Source organism: Streptomyces sp. NPDC051051 (assembly GCF_040682975.1).
Classification (GTDB): Bacteria; Actinomycetota; Actinomycetes; order Streptomycetales; family Streptomycetaceae; genus Streptomyces.
In genome coordinates, this window is the sequence record NZ_JBFBCB010000027.1 from 79,049 (window position 1) to 94,065 (window position 15,017).

14 protein-coding genes are annotated in these 15,017 nt (G+C 72.3%); 7 read left to right on the top strand and 7 right to left on the bottom strand.

Annotated features, from left to right (window positions below; genetic code table 11):
- Positions 1-375 precede the first annotated feature (375 nt).
- Positions 376-1,305, bottom strand: a complete 930-nt coding sequence (locus tag AB0N31_RS21285) for an NAD(P)-dependent oxidoreductase (RefSeq protein WP_366059936.1) — start codon at positions 1,303-1,305, stop codon at positions 376-378.
- Positions 1,306-1,494: 189 nt separating this feature from the next.
- Between AB0N31_RS21285 and AB0N31_RS21290 the strand changes: the two genes are divergently transcribed.
- Positions 1,495-2,304: a PhzF family phenazine biosynthesis protein gene (locus AB0N31_RS21290; protein ID WP_366059937.1), complete on the top strand. Its 810-nt coding sequence runs from the start codon at positions 1,495-1,497 to the stop codon at positions 2,302-2,304.
- A gap of 35 nt (positions 2,305-2,339) precedes the next feature.
- On the opposite strand, the gene AB0N31_RS21295 is transcribed toward AB0N31_RS21290, so the two are convergent.
- Entirely contained in the window at positions 2,340-3,140 is an 801-nt protein-coding gene (locus tag AB0N31_RS21295) for a type II CAAX endopeptidase family protein (RefSeq protein ID WP_366059962.1), read from the bottom strand.
- Between the two features lie 122 nt (positions 3,141-3,262).
- Positions 3,263-4,780: a glutamate--cysteine ligase gene (locus AB0N31_RS21300; protein ID WP_366059938.1), complete on the bottom strand. Its 1,518-nt coding sequence runs from the start codon at positions 4,778-4,780 to the stop codon at positions 3,263-3,265.
- Between the two features lie 579 nt (positions 4,781-5,359).
- Here AB0N31_RS21300 and AB0N31_RS21305 point away from each other — a divergent pair.
- Both AB0N31_RS21305 and AB0N31_RS21310 read left to right on the top strand, forming a co-directional pair.
- Entirely contained in the window at positions 5,360-5,944 is a 585-nt protein-coding gene (locus tag AB0N31_RS21305; RefSeq protein WP_366059939.1) for a hypothetical protein, read from the top strand.
- A 351-nt stretch (positions 5,945-6,295) separates the two neighbouring features.
- On the top strand, positions 6,296-6,502 hold the full coding sequence (locus AB0N31_RS21310) for a DUF5999 family protein (RefSeq protein ID WP_356562720.1): 207 nt from the start codon (positions 6,296-6,298) through the stop codon (positions 6,500-6,502).
- Between the two features lie 257 nt (positions 6,503-6,759).
- Here the strand turns inward: AB0N31_RS21310 and AB0N31_RS21315 are convergent, their stop codons facing one another.
- From AB0N31_RS21315 to AB0N31_RS21330, 4 genes are all read right to left on the bottom strand, one after another.
- A complete protein-coding gene (locus tag AB0N31_RS21315; protein WP_366059940.1) occupies positions 6,760-7,812 on the bottom strand; it encodes an endo-1,4-beta-xylanase in 1,053 nt (350 codons plus the stop codon).
- Positions 7,813-7,870: 58 nt separating this feature from the next.
- Positions 7,871-8,635, bottom strand: a complete 765-nt coding sequence (locus AB0N31_RS21320; protein ID WP_366059963.1) for a carbohydrate ABC transporter permease — start codon at positions 8,633-8,635, stop codon at positions 7,871-7,873.
- Between the two features lie 62 nt (positions 8,636-8,697).
- Entirely contained in the window at positions 8,698-9,696 is a 999-nt protein-coding gene (locus AB0N31_RS21325) for a sugar ABC transporter permease (RefSeq protein WP_366059941.1), read from the bottom strand.
- Between the two features lie 6 nt (positions 9,697-9,702).
- Complete coding sequence (locus AB0N31_RS21330; RefSeq protein WP_366059964.1) at positions 9,703-10,995, bottom strand: extracellular solute-binding protein; 1,293 nt, start codon at positions 10,993-10,995, stop codon at positions 9,703-9,705.
- Between the two features lie 638 nt (positions 10,996-11,633).
- On the opposite strand from AB0N31_RS21330, the gene AB0N31_RS21335 reads away from it, so the two are divergent.
- The 4 genes from AB0N31_RS21335 to AB0N31_RS21350 all read left to right on the top strand — a co-directional run bounded on the left by AB0N31_RS21335 (position 11,634) and on the right by AB0N31_RS21350 (position 14,958).
- On the top strand, positions 11,634-12,029 hold the full coding sequence (locus tag AB0N31_RS21335; RefSeq protein WP_366059942.1) for a helix-turn-helix transcriptional regulator: 396 nt from the start codon (positions 11,634-11,636) through the stop codon (positions 12,027-12,029).
- A 162-nt stretch (positions 12,030-12,191) separates the two neighbouring features.
- Entirely contained in the window at positions 12,192-13,010 is an 819-nt protein-coding gene (gene modA, locus AB0N31_RS21340; RefSeq protein ID WP_366059965.1) for a molybdate ABC transporter substrate-binding protein, read from the top strand.
- On the top strand, positions 13,007-13,840 hold the full coding sequence (gene modB, locus AB0N31_RS21345) for a molybdate ABC transporter permease subunit (RefSeq protein ID WP_366059943.1): 834 nt from the start codon (positions 13,007-13,009) through the stop codon (positions 13,838-13,840). The genes modA and modB overlap by 4 nt, the downstream gene beginning before the upstream one ends.
- Positions 13,837-14,958, top strand: a complete 1,122-nt coding sequence (locus AB0N31_RS21350) for an ABC transporter ATP-binding protein (protein ID WP_366059944.1) — start codon at positions 13,837-13,839, stop codon at positions 14,956-14,958. Before modB ends, AB0N31_RS21350 begins: the two co-directional genes overlap by 4 nt.
- Positions 14,959-15,017: the final 59 nt, after the last annotated feature.

Genomic DNA, 15,017 nt, shown 5'->3' on the forward strand with positions numbered 1-15,017 from the left:
CGGAAGCCACAGGACCGGGGGCAGGGCGGTCGGGGCCGGTTCCTCACGCGCTGCGGCGGATGTGACACGGGATGACCCGGATCACCCTCCTCGAGCCCGGCACGGCGTTCACCGCCGCTCCTCGTCGGGCCTTGGGCAACACTCCCCCCAGCATCCCAGCGTGCCGGTGAGTCCGCGCGGTGGAGGGCTTCCCGCCGTCGGGGCACCACCCCGTGCCGCACGCCACCGGGCTCGGACGGCGCCCACGGGACACACCGTCCGCGGGCGGCCCCGGCCGGGACAACCCGCCGAGAGCTTCCCGGCGTGGGCGAGACGGACTCGCCGTACCGGTCCGCGAGCCACGTCCCGTGCCCCCGGTCCGTGCCCCGCGGTGCCTCAGGCGCCCCGCCCCAGCCGCTCCCGGTACCACTCGGCCGCGTCCGGGAGGCGGCTCAGCGGGCCGGGGCCCGGTGGCTCGGCCGTCAGTTCCCAGAGCTCGTCGGCTCGGTACCAGTGGTCGCGGCCGACCAGGGCGAACTGGCGTTCCGAGGCCCGACCGGGGGTGGCCCGCAGGCGCTCCAGGCAGGTGGCCCACGGCCAGTCGGCGTCGGGGCGGGGCGGCAGCACGCCGTACCGCGCGAGCGCGGCCAGCAGGTCGCCGACGCGCACGGGGCCGGGGTGGCCCGCGTGGTACACGCCGGGCGGAACCGGGCGGGGGCCGGCGGCGACCGCGGCGATCAGGCGGGCGAGGTCGCCGACGTCGATCACCGACAGCAGGGCACGGCCGCCGTCCCACTCGGCCGGCACCCGCTCGACCAGTTCCCGCAGGCCCGGCACCACCCACCGGTCCCCGGCCCCGAGCACGAGCCCCGGCCGCAGGACCACGGCGCCGGCCTCTCGGGCGGGTGCCTCCCCGGCCAGCCGGGTCCGGCTCACGGCGGAGACCGGCTCGGCCGGTGTCTCGTCCACGGCGATGCCGCGGTGCGGGCCGGCGCCGTACACCGCGGCCGTCGACAGGTGCACCACGCGGCGGGCGCCGGCCCGCCGGGCCTCCGCCATCAGCGCCCGGGTCCCGCCGACGTTGACCGCCTCGCACAACCGCTTGTCCGCGCCCACGTACGAGGCCAGGTGGACGACCGTCCGCGCACCCTCGCACAGACCACGCACGGCGTCCGGGTCGGTCAGATCGCCGCGCACCCACTCGACGGCCCCGGCCTCCCCGTCGTCACCGGGCACCGTGCGGACCAGGGCACGCACACGGGCTCCCCGGTCCAGCAGCGCACCGAGCACGCGGGACCCGATGAAGCCGGTCGCCCCCGTCAGCACGAGGGGGCCCTCGTCACTCCTTGCCGTGGTGTTGTTCAGGGCAGTGTCCTTCCGCCGGTCGTCGTGCCTGCCGGGGCCGTCCGCCCCACCGCGATCAACGTCCGGGTCGGCGCGGCCGGTTCCCCGACCGGTCCAGCACTCGCCGATTGGCCTTGGCCCGCCGACGCTCCCGGCGCCTACCGTCGCCGCATGCGGATTCGTATCGTCGACGCCTTCACCGACCGTCCCTTCACCGGGAACCCCGCCGGGGTCCTGCTCCTCGACGCCTTCCCCGGCGACGACCGGCTCCAGAACGTGGCCCTCGAGGTCAACCACGCCGAGACGGCCTTCGCGCACCCGCTGCCGACGGGCGGCGAGGCCGACTGGGCGCTGCGCTGGTTCACCCCCGTCACCGAGGTGGCGATGTGCGGTCACGCCACGCTGGCCACCGCCCACGTCCTGCACAGCACGGGCGCCCACGCGGGGCCGGTGCGGTTCGCGACCCGCAGCGGGGTGCTCGTCGCGACGCCCGCCGAGGACGGTTCCCTCACCCTGGACTTCCCGACCGCCCCTCTCACCCGCGTGGAGGTCCCGCAGGGGGTCGCCGAAGCCCTGGGCGCCGAACCGCTCACGGCCTTCGACACCGGCCCGGACGTGGGCGACCTGCTGGTCGAACTCGCCGACGAACACACCGTCCGCGCCCTGCGCCCCGATCACCGGGCCCTGCGCGCCCACTCCGCGCGCGGCGTCATCGCCACCGCCCGTGCCGAACGCCCCGGTCTGGGACACGACTTCGTCTCCCGCTGCTTCTTCCCCAACGTGGGCATCGACGAGGACCCGGTCACCGGCAGCGCCCACACGGCCCTGGCCCCCTTCTGGTCGGAGCGCCTCGGGCGTGCCGAGCTGACCGGCCTGCAGGCCTCACCGCGCTCCGGTCACGTCCGCACCGAACTGCGCGGACCGCGCACCCTGCTCAGAGGCCGCGCGGTGACCGTCATCGAGGGCGACCTGCTCGCCTAGCCTCTCCGACGGGGGACGGGCGGTGCGGCCCGCGCTCATGCCGTGGGCAGCCAGTCGACCTTGCCCGCCAGCAGCGCGTATCCGACGAAGGCACCGATGTCGAGCAGGGAGTGCGCGACGACCAGGGGCCCCACCCGGCCCCAACGCCGGTAGAGGTACACGAACACCACGCCCATCACCATGTTGCCGACGAACCCGCCGATGCCCTGGTAGAGGTGGTACGAGCCGCGCAGCACGGAGCTGGCCGCCAGCGCCCCGACCGGTGTCCATCCCAGCTGTCCGAGGCGGCGCAGCAGGTAGCCGACCACGATGACCTCTTCGAGGATCGCGTTCTGCAGCGCCGACAGGATCAGCACCGGGTACTTCCACCACACGTCGGGCAGGGCCTCGGGAACCACCGTGAGGTTGAAGCCGAGGCCGCGGGCGGCGAGGTAGAAGGCGATGCCGGAGCTGCCGACGCCCGCGGCGATCGCGGCGCCGCGGCCGAGGTCGGACCAGGGGCGGGCGCGGTCGAAGCCGAGGGTGCGCAGGCCCTGTCCCTCGCGCAGCAGCAGGTGCGCGACGAGCGCGACGGGGACGAGCGCACTGGCGATCCCGAACAGCTGCCAGGCGAGGTCGAGCCAGGGACGGCCCGGCGCGGCCGAGGCGTTGAGGGTGGCCGCCTGGTCCTTGAGGCCGCCCGGCTTCGTGACCGATCCGACGAAACTGATCAGGGCGGACACCCCGCTCGCGCCCAGCGAGACGCCCAGGACGAGCAGCGTCTCGTCCCGGAGGATCCGCCGGGAGAACCGCTCCTGCGGAAAAGAATCAGCCACCTGCGGGGCCTCCACCTTCACACCTGCCGCACCACCATCGGAGGTCACAGCTTGCCCGATCCCCACGGTGCGACCGGCGGCGCCCCCGCGTCCCGGGGCGGCACACCCGGGGCCCCGCGCCACACCGCGGTGCCCCGGGACCGTCACCCCGCGGGGACGGGCTCCGGCAGTCCCACCGGCCAGGTGTGCGCGGGCTCTCCCCGACGGCTCAGCTCCGCGTACCGCCGGGTCGTCGCCGCCAGGGCCGCGTCCCTCGGCAGCCCCGCCTCCAGCGCGGCACGGAAGGTCGCCACCTGCCAGCTCGCGCCGTTGGTCCGCAGCCGGCACCGCTCCTCGATGACTCCCAGGTAGAGGTCGCGGTCGGCCGGTTCCACCCCCCACGCGTCCAGTCCGGCCTCGGCCAGCGGCAGCAGCTCGTCGCGTACGAGGCTCACCGCGTCGATCTCCGCGACGCCGCCGAGCCGGCCGCGCCGGGGCCAGCGCAGCTGGGCGTCGATGCCGTAGCGGCAGGCCGCGTCGAAGTTCTCGGCGGCGGTCTCGAAGGGCATCCGGGTCCACACCGGTCGTGACTCCTCGGCCAGGGCGCGGACCACGCCGTAGTAGAAGGCCGCGTTGGCGACGACGTCGGTGACGGTCGGGCCGGCGGGCAGGACGCGGTTCTCGACGCGCAGGTGCGGGACGCCGTCGGCGACGTCGTAGACGGGGCGGTTCCAGCGGTACACGGTGCCGTTGTGCAGGACCAGCTCGGCGAGCTTGGGGGTGCCGCCCGCCGCCAGGACCTGAGCCGGGTCCTCGTCGTCGCAGATGGGCAGCAGGGCGGGGAAGTAGCGCAGATTCTCCTCGAACAGCTCGTACGCGGAGCTGATCCAGCGTTCGCCGAACCAGGTCCGCGGGCGCACTCCCTGGGCCTGCAGTTCCGGCGGTCGGGTGTCGGTGGCCTGCTGGAACAGCGGCGGCCGGGACTCGCGCCACAGTTCGTGGCCGAAGAGGAACGGAGAGTTGGCGCCGATGGCGATCTGGGCCGCGGCGACGGCCTGCGCGGCGTTCCACACGTCGGCGAAGCGGCCCGGCGTGACCTGGAGGTGCAGCTGCACGGACGTGCAGGCGGCCTCGGGGACGATCGACTTCGAGGTGCAGGACAGATGCTCGACGCCGTCGATGTCGAGGGTGAAGTCCTCGCCGCGGGCGGCCACGATCTGGTCGTTGAGGAGGGCGTAGCGGTCGACGTCGGAAAGGTTGGAGGAGACCAGGTCGTCACGGTCGAGTGTCGGGAGAATACCGATCATCACGATTCCCGCGTCGACCTCCCCGGCCTTTCGGTGGGCATATGCCAGTGACGTACGGAGTTCCTCCGCGAGCCGGTCGAATACCCTGCCGCCCAGGCGGTGTGGGGCTATGTTCACTTCCAGATTGAACATGGCGAGTTCTGTTTGGAAGTCTCGGCTGGCGATCCGCTCCAGCACTTCCCCGTTCAGCATTTTCGGCAGCCCGTCCGCGCCGGCGAGATTCAGTTCGATCTCCAGCCCCATGAGATTCTTGGGGCGGTCGAAGCGCTGCTGGGCCAGCAGTCGCTCCAGCACCGACAGGCACTGGCGCAGCTTGTCTCGGTAGCGCTGGCGATCGGACAGGTCGAACCCGCCCGCCACGACCTTCTCCCCCATCGGGCGTCCCTCCTCGCGTGGGCGGTCCGAGGATCCGGCCGCCGGTGTGCCGGGGTCAGGTGGGATGATGCCCAACCCCGTCGATCGATAACGTCACCTACCCGGCATCACACCCGCTACTCTGACCGGAGTCGCCGGAGGTGACCGGAGGCACATTCACGGGGCATGAGGCAAAGGGCCGATTCACGAACTCGGGACCTCGTGAAAAAATCCGACGGAAATAAGCCGATCGCTGCGCCTGCATATCCTGAGGTCATCGAGGCGCACCCCGCTCCGAATCGGGATGATTCACGCGTACCGCCGTCCGAATGGAATCTTGACGGTTATCCCGGGAACGGCTAGGCGAAACACAGTCTGAACACGTGTCGTATAAACTCCGCGGACAAGGCAGAGAAGGTGGGCACCCGCGGTCGAAGGAGCCTGTCGTCGTCTACGAGACGGACGGCAGGCCGCAGGCACAGCCTCCGTTCCCAGACCCCGGCCCCCTGCCTCTTTGACCTCACCCTGAGAGCTGACAGCGCTGTCCGCCCCACCCACGCCCTCGTGCCACCGTGCCTGTCCAATGAGAGGCGACCCACCATGCCGCTGCATGTCCCCCCGGCTCCCGCGCCCGCCCTGCGCTCCGTCCTCACGGCACTGGGTTCTCCCACCGCGGTCCGCGAGGCGAGGACTCCCTCCCTGCGCACCGCCCAGGGACCCGTCACCCCCGAACTCCCGCTGCCCGTGCACGTCCTGGACCCGATCGCCCCCGAGGGCATGTCCGCGACCAGGCTGGCCGGCTGGCGCTTCCTGATCCGCTGCGGAGACCGGTCGCTGGCCGCGGCCGAGACCCGGCTGACCCCGGACGGCTGGGCCTTCTCGCACTTCTTCGAGGGCCCGTACCTCGCCTCCACCGAACTGGCCCTGCGCCAGGCCGAGTCGACGACACAGCCGTACCAGGCACGCCTGCTGTCCCTGCCCGGCCTGTACATGCTCACCCTGTGGCTGCACGGCGACTGTGCCTCGGACGGCACCTCCGGGCATCCGGCGGCGACCGACATCCTGGTGCCGCTGGCCCCGGCGCCGCCCGGCATCGCCGCGCACCGCCCGCACCGGGTCGCCGAGTTGCTGCCGGTGCTCAGCCTCCGGGTGACCCGGCCGCCGCTGCTCGGATCGCCGGCCTGACCGTCCGCCCGCGGTGCGCCGTACCCCGTCACCGCGGCCCCGGTGGCGGGGCACGGCGCGCTCTCCGGCCCGGTCCGAGGACGCCGGCCCATGCGGACTAGCCCTAGCCCCATTCGGCCAGCCGGAACCACCCGAACCGACCGTGCGGTTGGAATGAACCGCCCGCGCGGGTGACGCGTCTTGAACCTGTGAGGAGCGGTGCCGCGAAATCCCTGCGGATCGACGCCCGTGGGGCAACACTGGGTTCCGACCGAGTTATCACAACGGGGGGCGGCCATGAACGACGTTTCACGCCGCGGGACAGACACGACGCACCTTCCACACACCACGCCTGAGCGAGAGATCCCCTCCATGTGCCAACACCAGCCACCGTGCCCGACAGCCGACTCCGCCGACCGGGAATCCGCCCGCCTCGTGGCGCATCACCCGGAACAGGGCTGGAGCCTGCTGTGCAACGGCGTCCTGCTCTTCGAGGACACCGGCGAGATCCTGCCGGACGGCCGGATCATCGCACCGCACCGCCCGCTGGCCGGCGGCCGCATCGTGACGGCGGCCTGAGCAGCACCGCCTCGGCACCACCCGGACGGCACCGTCGAGTGCCGTGCACCGATCCGAGGGGCCGGACCGCGGCCACCGCCGCGCGCCGGCCCCGAAGCACGTCCGCGGTCGCTCACTCTCGGTGACCCCATGGTCGCCCTCGTGGACCCCCGCGGTCGCCCTCCCGCCTCTTCGCCCAGGGGTACGCGAGGTCCGCAGGGCTCCCGGACGTCATGCCCCTCGGTACGCCCCCGCCGGGCCGTGCCCGCGCCGCAGCCCTACTTCAGCGCCTCCCGGATCGCGTGGTACGCCGGCTTCGGCGCGAGCTGCTCGTCCCACGGCAGGGCCGCCCCCTCGCCCGGGAAGAAGTCGGGAATCCACGAGTACTTGTCCGTGTAGTCCCAGAGAGTCACCCCCGCGCACCGCCGTACCGCGAGGCACGCCTCGGTCAGGTCCCGGTACCAGTCGGCCTGCTGGGCGAGCTTCTCCTCGGTCGCGGGCAGTTGCATCCGCACGTCGACCTCGGTGAGCGCGGTGTCCAGGCCGAGACGGCCGAAGCGGCGGAGGTTGTCCTCCAGGCTCACCGGATAGCCGTACTGGAGGGCGAGGTGGGCCTGGAGGCCGAAGCCGTGCAGCGGGACCCCTTGCGCCTTCAGCTCCTTGGCGAGGGCGTAGTAGGCGTCGCTCTTGGGGCCGACGGCCTCGACGTTGTAGTCGTTGAGGTAGAGCCTGGCCTCGGGGTCGGCCTGGTGCGCCCAGCGCAGGGCGTCGGCGATGTAGCCGGGGCCGAGCGTCTTGTAGAAGACCGTCTCGCGGTAGGTTCCGTCCTCGTTGAACGCCTCGTTGACGACGTCCCAGGAGTAGACCTTGCCGCGGTAGTGCCGCACCTCGGTCTGGATGTGGTTCTTGAGGACGGCCCGCAGCTCGGGGGCCGTCCAATCCCGGTCGGTGAGCCAGCCGGGCAGCTGGCTGTGCCAGACGAGGGTGTGGGCCCGGACCCTCTGGTGGTTCGCGCGGGCGAGGTTCACGATCTCGTCGCCGGCGGAGAAGTCGAAGACGCCTTGCCGGGGCTCGGTGGCGTACCACTTCATGCCGTTGCCGGGAGTGATCATGTCGAACTCGTCGCCGAGGATCTCCGTGTAGGCGCCGTCGGTGAGTTCGGGGTTGTCGGTGGCGCTGCCGAAGTAGCGGCCGTGGCGCTCGGCGAGGTCGGCGAGCGTCCGGGGCTTGTCGTGCGCCTGTGCGGCCGGGCCGGTGGCGACACCGGCGCCGACCAGGACGGCGGCGAGCACCGCGGCGAGTCCGAGCCGGGTACGGGAGGTGCGGGGCATGGGGCGACTCCTGGGCGGTCGGTGAGGTCGTCGAGTCGTACGGCCGCGGGGGCGCGCGTCATCCCTTCGTGGCGCCGGCGGTGAGGCCGCCGACGAGCTGGCGCTCGGCGACGGAGTAGAAGGCCAGGGCGGGGACCATGGCGAGGACGAGGTACGCGAAGACGCGGGCGTACTCGGCCGAGTACTGGCCCTGGAACTGCTGCACGCCGATGGGGATCGTCCACCAGGTGGAGTCGGTGAACACCAGCAGCGGCAGGAAGAAGTTGTTCCAACTCCCCACCACCGCCAGCACGGAGACCGTGCCGAGGGCGGGGCGGGCCATGGGCAGCAGGATCCGCCAGAAGAAGCCGAGAGGGCCGCAGCCGTCGAGGGTGGCCGCCTCCTCCAGCTCGGCGGGGATCTCCCGGAAGAAGCCGCGCAGGATGACGATCGTCATCGGCAGCCCGAAGGCGGCCTGCGGCAGGATCACGCCGAGCGGGTTGTCCAGCAGGCCGAGCTGGCGCAGCAGCAGGAACAGCGGCAGGGCGGCCACCGCGAAGGGGAACATCAGCCCCAGCGTGAACAGGGTGAACAGCGCCTCCCGGCCGCGGAAGGCGAACCGGGCGAAGGAGAACGCGGCGAGCGCGGACACCGCGACCACCACCACCGTCGTACCGATCGCGATCAGGGTGCTGCTGCCGACCAGTCGCCAGAAGGAGCCGGAGCCCAGGATGTCGGTGTAGTTGGAGGTCACCCACGACTCGGGCAGGCCGATGGGGTTGCGGGACAGTTCGTCGGTCGACTTGAAGCCGGACAGGACGGCGTAGACGAGGGGGACGGCCATCGCCGTGCCGACGGCGACGAGGACGATGTGCAGCGGGAAGGTGCGGCCTGTCCTGCGGTCGTTCACGAGCCGCCTCCTCTCAGGGTCGTGGTGGCCCCCTCCAGATCGCGGCGGAGCACGAACCTCTGGTAGGCGAGGGCGAAGACGAGGCTGATGACGAACATGGCCACACTGATCGCGCTGGCGTAGCCGACCTGGTAGCGCTTGAAGCCGTACTGGAACAGGGTCACGGCCATCGTCTCGGAGTGGTGGTCGGGGCCGCCCGCGGTGGTGACCCACACCAGGTCGAACAGCTGGACCGCGCCGATGACGGACAGGAAGACGCTGATCCGCAGGGTCGGCGCGAGCAGCGGCAGGGTGACGTGGCGGAAGCGCTGCCAGGGGCCGGCACCGTCTATGAGCGCGGCCTCGGTCAACTCGGCCGGGATCGACTGGAGTCCGGCCAGGTAGAGCATCATGTGGAAGCCGAAGTACTTCCACGTCATGACGAGGAACAGGGTGGCCATGACTGTGGACGGGTCGGCGAACCACTCCCCGCCCAGGCCGTCCAGACCGACCGCGCCGAGCACGTGGTCGGCGAGGCCCTGGTCGGGCGCGAAGATCATGGCGAACAGCACGCCGGTGATCGCCTCGGAGAGGATGTACGGCGCGAAGAACAGCATCCGGTAGACGGCCCGCCCGCGGATGCGCTGGTTGAGCGCGACCGCGAGGGCGAGCGCGAACGGCAGCTGGACCACGAGCGAGAGCACGACCAGGAGCAGGCAGCGCCAGAGGTCGCCGAGGAAGACCGGGTCGTCGAGGAGGCGGGTGAAGTTGTCGACGCCGATGTAGTCCTCGGGCATGCCGAAGCCGCCCCAGCGGAAGAACGAGGCGTACAGCGCGAACAGCATCGGCAGCAGCACCAGCACGCCGAACAGCACCAGGGCGGGCACCTGGAAGACCACGGCGGTGAGCCAGTGGCGTGCGCGCCGCCGGGCCCGCCCCCGGGCCGCTTCGGCGGCCGGGGGCGGGGGACCGACGGGCGGGCCGCTGCGCTTGTCCGGGAGATAGGTCGAGGTCATCGCCGGCTACTGCTCTTCCTTCGCGATCTTGGTGATCGACTGGGCGACCTGCGCGGGCGACTTGGAACCGGCGATGAGGGCGGCGACGCTGTCGTTGATCTCCTGGCCGAGGGCCGGCGCGTAGGCCTGGTCGAGGTAGAGCTGGAAGCCGGTGGCCGCCTTCAACTGCGTCTGCACGGCCTTGAGGTTGGGGTCGGCCAGCGCGCTCTCGGCGGCCGGCACCACAGGGAGCACACCGGTCTTCTTGACCAGTTCGGTGTCGGTGGCTGCGGAGGCGAAGAACTTCAGGAAGTCGACGGCCGCCTGCGGGGCGCCGGCGCGCAGGGCGTGTCCGCCGCCTCCGCCGAACACCTCGGTGAGCTTGCCCTGCCCGCCGTCGACCTCGGGGAACGGGAAGAACCCGAGGTCGGCGCCGAGTCCCTTGCCGGCGTCGGCCTGCACCACCGGGGCCCACTGGCCCATGAGTTCCATCGCGGCCTTGCCGTTGCCGACGCTGGCGGCCTGTCCGGTGGGGCTGGAGTAGGCGGCGCCGAGGAAGCCCTTCTGGAACGGCTGGAGGTCGACCAGGTCCTGGAGGTGCTGCCCCGCCTGGACGAAGCCGTCCCCGGTGAAGTCCTTGTCGTCGTCGGCCTTCCGCAGGGCGTCGACCCCGGCGGTGCGCATCGCGAGGTAGGCCCAGTAGTACATGCCGGGCCACTTCTCCTTGCCGGCCAGGGCGAGCGGGGTGATGCCGGCGGACTTCAACTTCCTTACGGCGTCGAGGAATCCGCTCCAGGTAGTGGGCGGCGCGCTGACGCCGGCCTGCTTGAAGAGGGCCTTGTTGTACCAGAAGCCGATCATGCCGATGTCGAACGGTATGCCGTAGACCTTGTCGTCCACCAGGTACGGCTCCTTGGCGACCGGCAGCATGCCGTCGGCCCAGTCCTTGGTGCGGTCGGTGAGGTCCTCGACGAGCCCGGCGTCGACCTGCTGCTTCAGGACGCCGCCGCCCCAGGTGTGGAAGATGTCCGGCAGCTTCCCGGAGGCGATCAGCGCGGTCATCTTCGACTTGTAGGCGTCGTTCTCCAGTTGGACGATCTTGACCTTCACCTTGGGGTTCTGGGCCTCGAACTGCTTGGCCAGGGCGGCCCAGACGTCCTTGGTCGGCTGCGTGGTGGAGATGTTCCACCACTCGATGGTGGTCGTCCCCGACGATCCTCCGTCCGAGTCGCCGCCGCAGGCGCTCAGTGCCGTCATGCCAAGACCGGCCGCGGCGGAGGCCGCCAGGAAGCCTCGTCGGGAGAGTCCCGGGTCGCCCATCATGCGCTCCTTGGGTACGGAACGGCCGGACAGACCGTTCACGGTATCGAAAGTTTCGGTGGTAATTCAGAAAGCTTCGCTGCTGCCGCACCCTAGAGACAGCCTTCGACGGGTGGCAACCCCTTGAACACAGAGAAATTTCCGCACGTCCGTCAACAGGTGACAGATCGAACCCTCCGAAACATTCGAATCGCGCGACGAACATTACGGAGGGGACTGTAGAAGGCCGTCCGGGCAGCGACAAGACCGCGCGCCGGCTCCCCGGACGGCGCGGGAGAACCGCCTCACCCGTGGTCGATCGGGCTCCTGAACGCGGCGTCGAGTTCGAGGACGTCGACGCGCGGCTCGCCGAGGAATCCGAGGGTGCGGCCCTCGGTGCACTCCTCCACAAACAGCCGCCGTGACCGGAATCGACCGCCGTTGACGGCTCCCCTACTCCGCCGCGCCCGGCCCCGCCGCCCCGGCCCGCGGCCGGCCCGCCGCCCGCCGACTCCCCTTTCGCCGGTCGGCCCCGCTCACGCCGCCCGGCCCTCCGCCGGCGGAACCGGCCGATGACCGGTACACCCCGCCGCCCCCGCACCGCGTCACCCGGCGGCCCGGCCCCTCCCCCGGCCCCGCCTGCACCTATCGTGACCGGCATGCAGTCCTACACCATCGGCCAGGCCGCGCGCCTGCTCGGCGTGAGCCCCGACACCGCACGCCGCTGGGCGGACGCGGGCCGGGTACCGACGCACCGCGACGACACCGGACGACGCCTCATCGACGGCGAGGATCTCGCCGCCTTCTCGGTCGAACTCGCCGGATCCGGCGGCGAGGAGGGCGGCGCCTCCTACACCTCGGCCCGCAACGCGTTCCCCGGCATCGTCACCGCGATCAAGCTGGGAGACGTCGCCGCCCAGGTCGACATCCAGGCGGGCCCGCACCGCCTCGTCTCCCTCCTGACCCGCGAGGCCGTCGAGGAACTCGGCCTGGAGGTGGGCATGGAGGCCACGGCCCGCGTGAAGTCGACCAACGTCCACATCGACCGCACCTGACGCGAGCCCTGCGCAGCTCGGAGTCTCGCACATGCGGCCCTCTGGACCGTTTAGGTGCCGCTCATGCGAAGTGACAGCCGAGTTACACCTGGCATCTGCGGCAGTATCATCTCGGCATGGGCCCGTTCGAGGGACCGCGAGGACACCGAGGAGCGCACCGTGATGACCCGAACCGCCCGCCGGGCCCGCCGGACACTGCGCCTGACGGGCGCCGGGGCCGCCGCGCTGCTGGTGCTGAGCGCCTGCTCCTCGTCGGACGACACCTCCTCCGGGGCCGGGTCCGCCACGTCGGACCCGGCGCAGCCGTCCGGCACGGTGACCGTCTTCGCGGCGGCCTCCCTCCAGGAGAGCTTCACCGCCCTGGGCGAGGAGTTCGAGAGGACGTACCCCGGTACGAAGGTCGTCTTCAACTTCGGCGGCAGCGACACCCTGGCCGCGAGCATCACCGGCGGCGCCCCTGCCGACGTGTTCGCCGCCGCCAGCACCAAGACCATGGCGGTCGTGACGGGCGCCGGGGACAACGCCTCCGCCCCGGTCACCTTCGCCCGCAACCAACTGGAGATCGCCACCCTGCCGGGAAACCCCGACGAGGTCGCCTCCCTGAAGGACCTCACGAAGTCCGGCCTCAAGGTCGTCCTGTGCGACAAGGCCGTCCCGTGCGGCGCCGCCGCCCGCAAGGCCCTCGACGCGAGCGGGCTCGACCTCACCCCGGTCTCCTACGAGCAGGACGTTAAGAGCGCCCTGACGAAGGTGGAGCTGAAGGAGGCCGACGCCGCGGTGGTGTACAGGACCGATGTGCGGGCGGCCGGTGACAAGGTGGAGGGCGTGGACTTCCCCGAGTCGGCCGACGCCGTCAACGACTACCCCATCGTCCCGCTCAAGGACTCCCGGAACGCCGCGGCCGCCCAGGCCTTCGTCGCCCTCGTGCGCTCCGCGGGGGGCCAGGAGGCGCTGACCGAGGCCGGGTTCCTGAAGCCGTGACGCCCTTCGCCTCCGACCTCCGCAAGGGCGACCGGCGACCGGGCCGGATCCGCACCGGCGTCCCCTTCGCCCTGCTGCTGCCCGCCCTTCTGGGCCTGGCCTTCCTGCTGCTGCCCCTGGCCGCCCTGTTGATCCGGGCGCCCTGGCACAGCCTCCCCGGGCAGCTGACCAGCCCCGAGGTGTGGCAGGCCCTGCGGCTGTCCCTGATCTGCGCCACGTCGGCGACCGCCCTGAGTCTCGTCGTCGGCGTACCGCTGGCCTGGCTGCTGGCCCGCACCGACTTCCCCGGCCGCGGTCTCGTGCGCGCCCTGGTGACGCTCCCCCTGGTGCTGCCGCCGGTCGTGGGCGGCGTGGCCCTGCTGCTCGCCCTGGGCCGCAACGGCGTGGTCGGGCAGTGGCTGGACTCCTGGTTCGGCATCACCCTGCCGTTCACCACGGCCGGCGTCGTGCTCGCGGAGACGTTCGTGGCGATGCCGTTCCTCGTCATCAGCGTCGAGGGCACGCTGCGCGCCGCCGACCCCCGCTACGAGGAGGCGGCCACCACCCTGGGCGCCTCCCGCTTCACCGCGTTCCGCCGGGTCACGCTGCCCCTGATCGCGCCGGGCATCGCGGCGGGCGCCGTGCTGGCCTGGGCACGCGCGCTGGGCGAGTTCGGCGCGACGATCACCTTCGCGGGCAACTTCCCCGGCCGTACCCAGACCATGCCGCTCGCCGTCTACCTCGCCCTGCAGAACGACCCGGAGGCCGCCATCGCCCTCAGCCTCGTGCTGCTGGCCGTCTCCATCGCCGTGCTGGCAGGCCTGCGCGACCGCTGGATGACCGCCTCATGAGCACCCCCGACCGCGCGAAGGACACCCCCGGGTCCCCGGCGGACACCGTCCCGCCCCGCCCCGCGGCGGACACCACCGCCGAGGGTCTCGACGCCCGTCTCGTCGTCGACCGGGGCGCCTTCCGCCTCGACATCGCGCTGCGCGCCGCCCCCGGCGACGTCGTCGCCCTGCTCGGCCCGAACGGCGCCGGCAAGACGACGGCCCTGCGCGCCCTCGCCGGCCTCGTCCCGCTCACCGGCGGCCGTCTCCGCCTGGACGGCAGCGTGCTGGACCGTACGCCGCCGGAATCCCGCCCGGTCGGCGTGGTCTTCCAGGACTACCTGCTGTTCCCCCACCTGAGCGCCCTGGACAACGTGGCCTTCGGCCCGCGCTGCCACGGCGCGAGCAAGGCCGAGGCACGCGCCCTGGCGGCGAAGTGGCTGGAGCGGATGGGCCTCGCCGAGCACGCCGGCGCCAAACCCCGCCGTCTCTCCGGCGGCCAGGCCCAGCGGGTCGCCCTGGCGCGCGCCCTCGCCACCCGCCCCCGGCTGCTGCTGCTCGACGAGCCCCTCGCCGCCCTGGACGCCCGCACCCGCCTGGAGGTGCGCGCCCAACTGCGCCGTCACCTGGCCGACTTCGATGCGGTCGCCGTCCTCGTCACGCACGACCCGCTCGACGCCATGGTCCTCGCGGACCGCCTGGTCGTCGTCGAAGACGGCACGGTCGTCCAGGAAGGCGCCCCCTCCGACATCGCCCGCCACCCGCGCACGGACTACATCGCCCAGCTCGTCGGCCTGAACCTCTACCGCGGCCGGGCCGACGGCCACACGGTGCGCCTCGACACGGGCCCCGCGCTCACCACCACGGAGGTTCTCACCGGACCGGTCTTCGTCGCGTTCCCGCCCGGCGCGGTCACCCTCCACCGCGACCGCCCCACCGGCTCCAGCGCCCGCAACCTCTGGCGCTGCGAGGTCGCGGGCCTGGAGACCCACGGAGACCAGATCCGCGCCGACCTCACCGGTGAGCTCCCCCTGGCGGCCGACCTCACCACGGTCGCCGCCGCGGAACTCGACCTGCATCCCGGCGCCACCGTGTGGGCCACGGTCAAGGCGACCCAGACGCACGCCTATCCGGCCTGAACCGCCCCCTGACACACCGCCGGCCCCCGCCCTGCGCGGACGGGGACCGGCATGCCGTA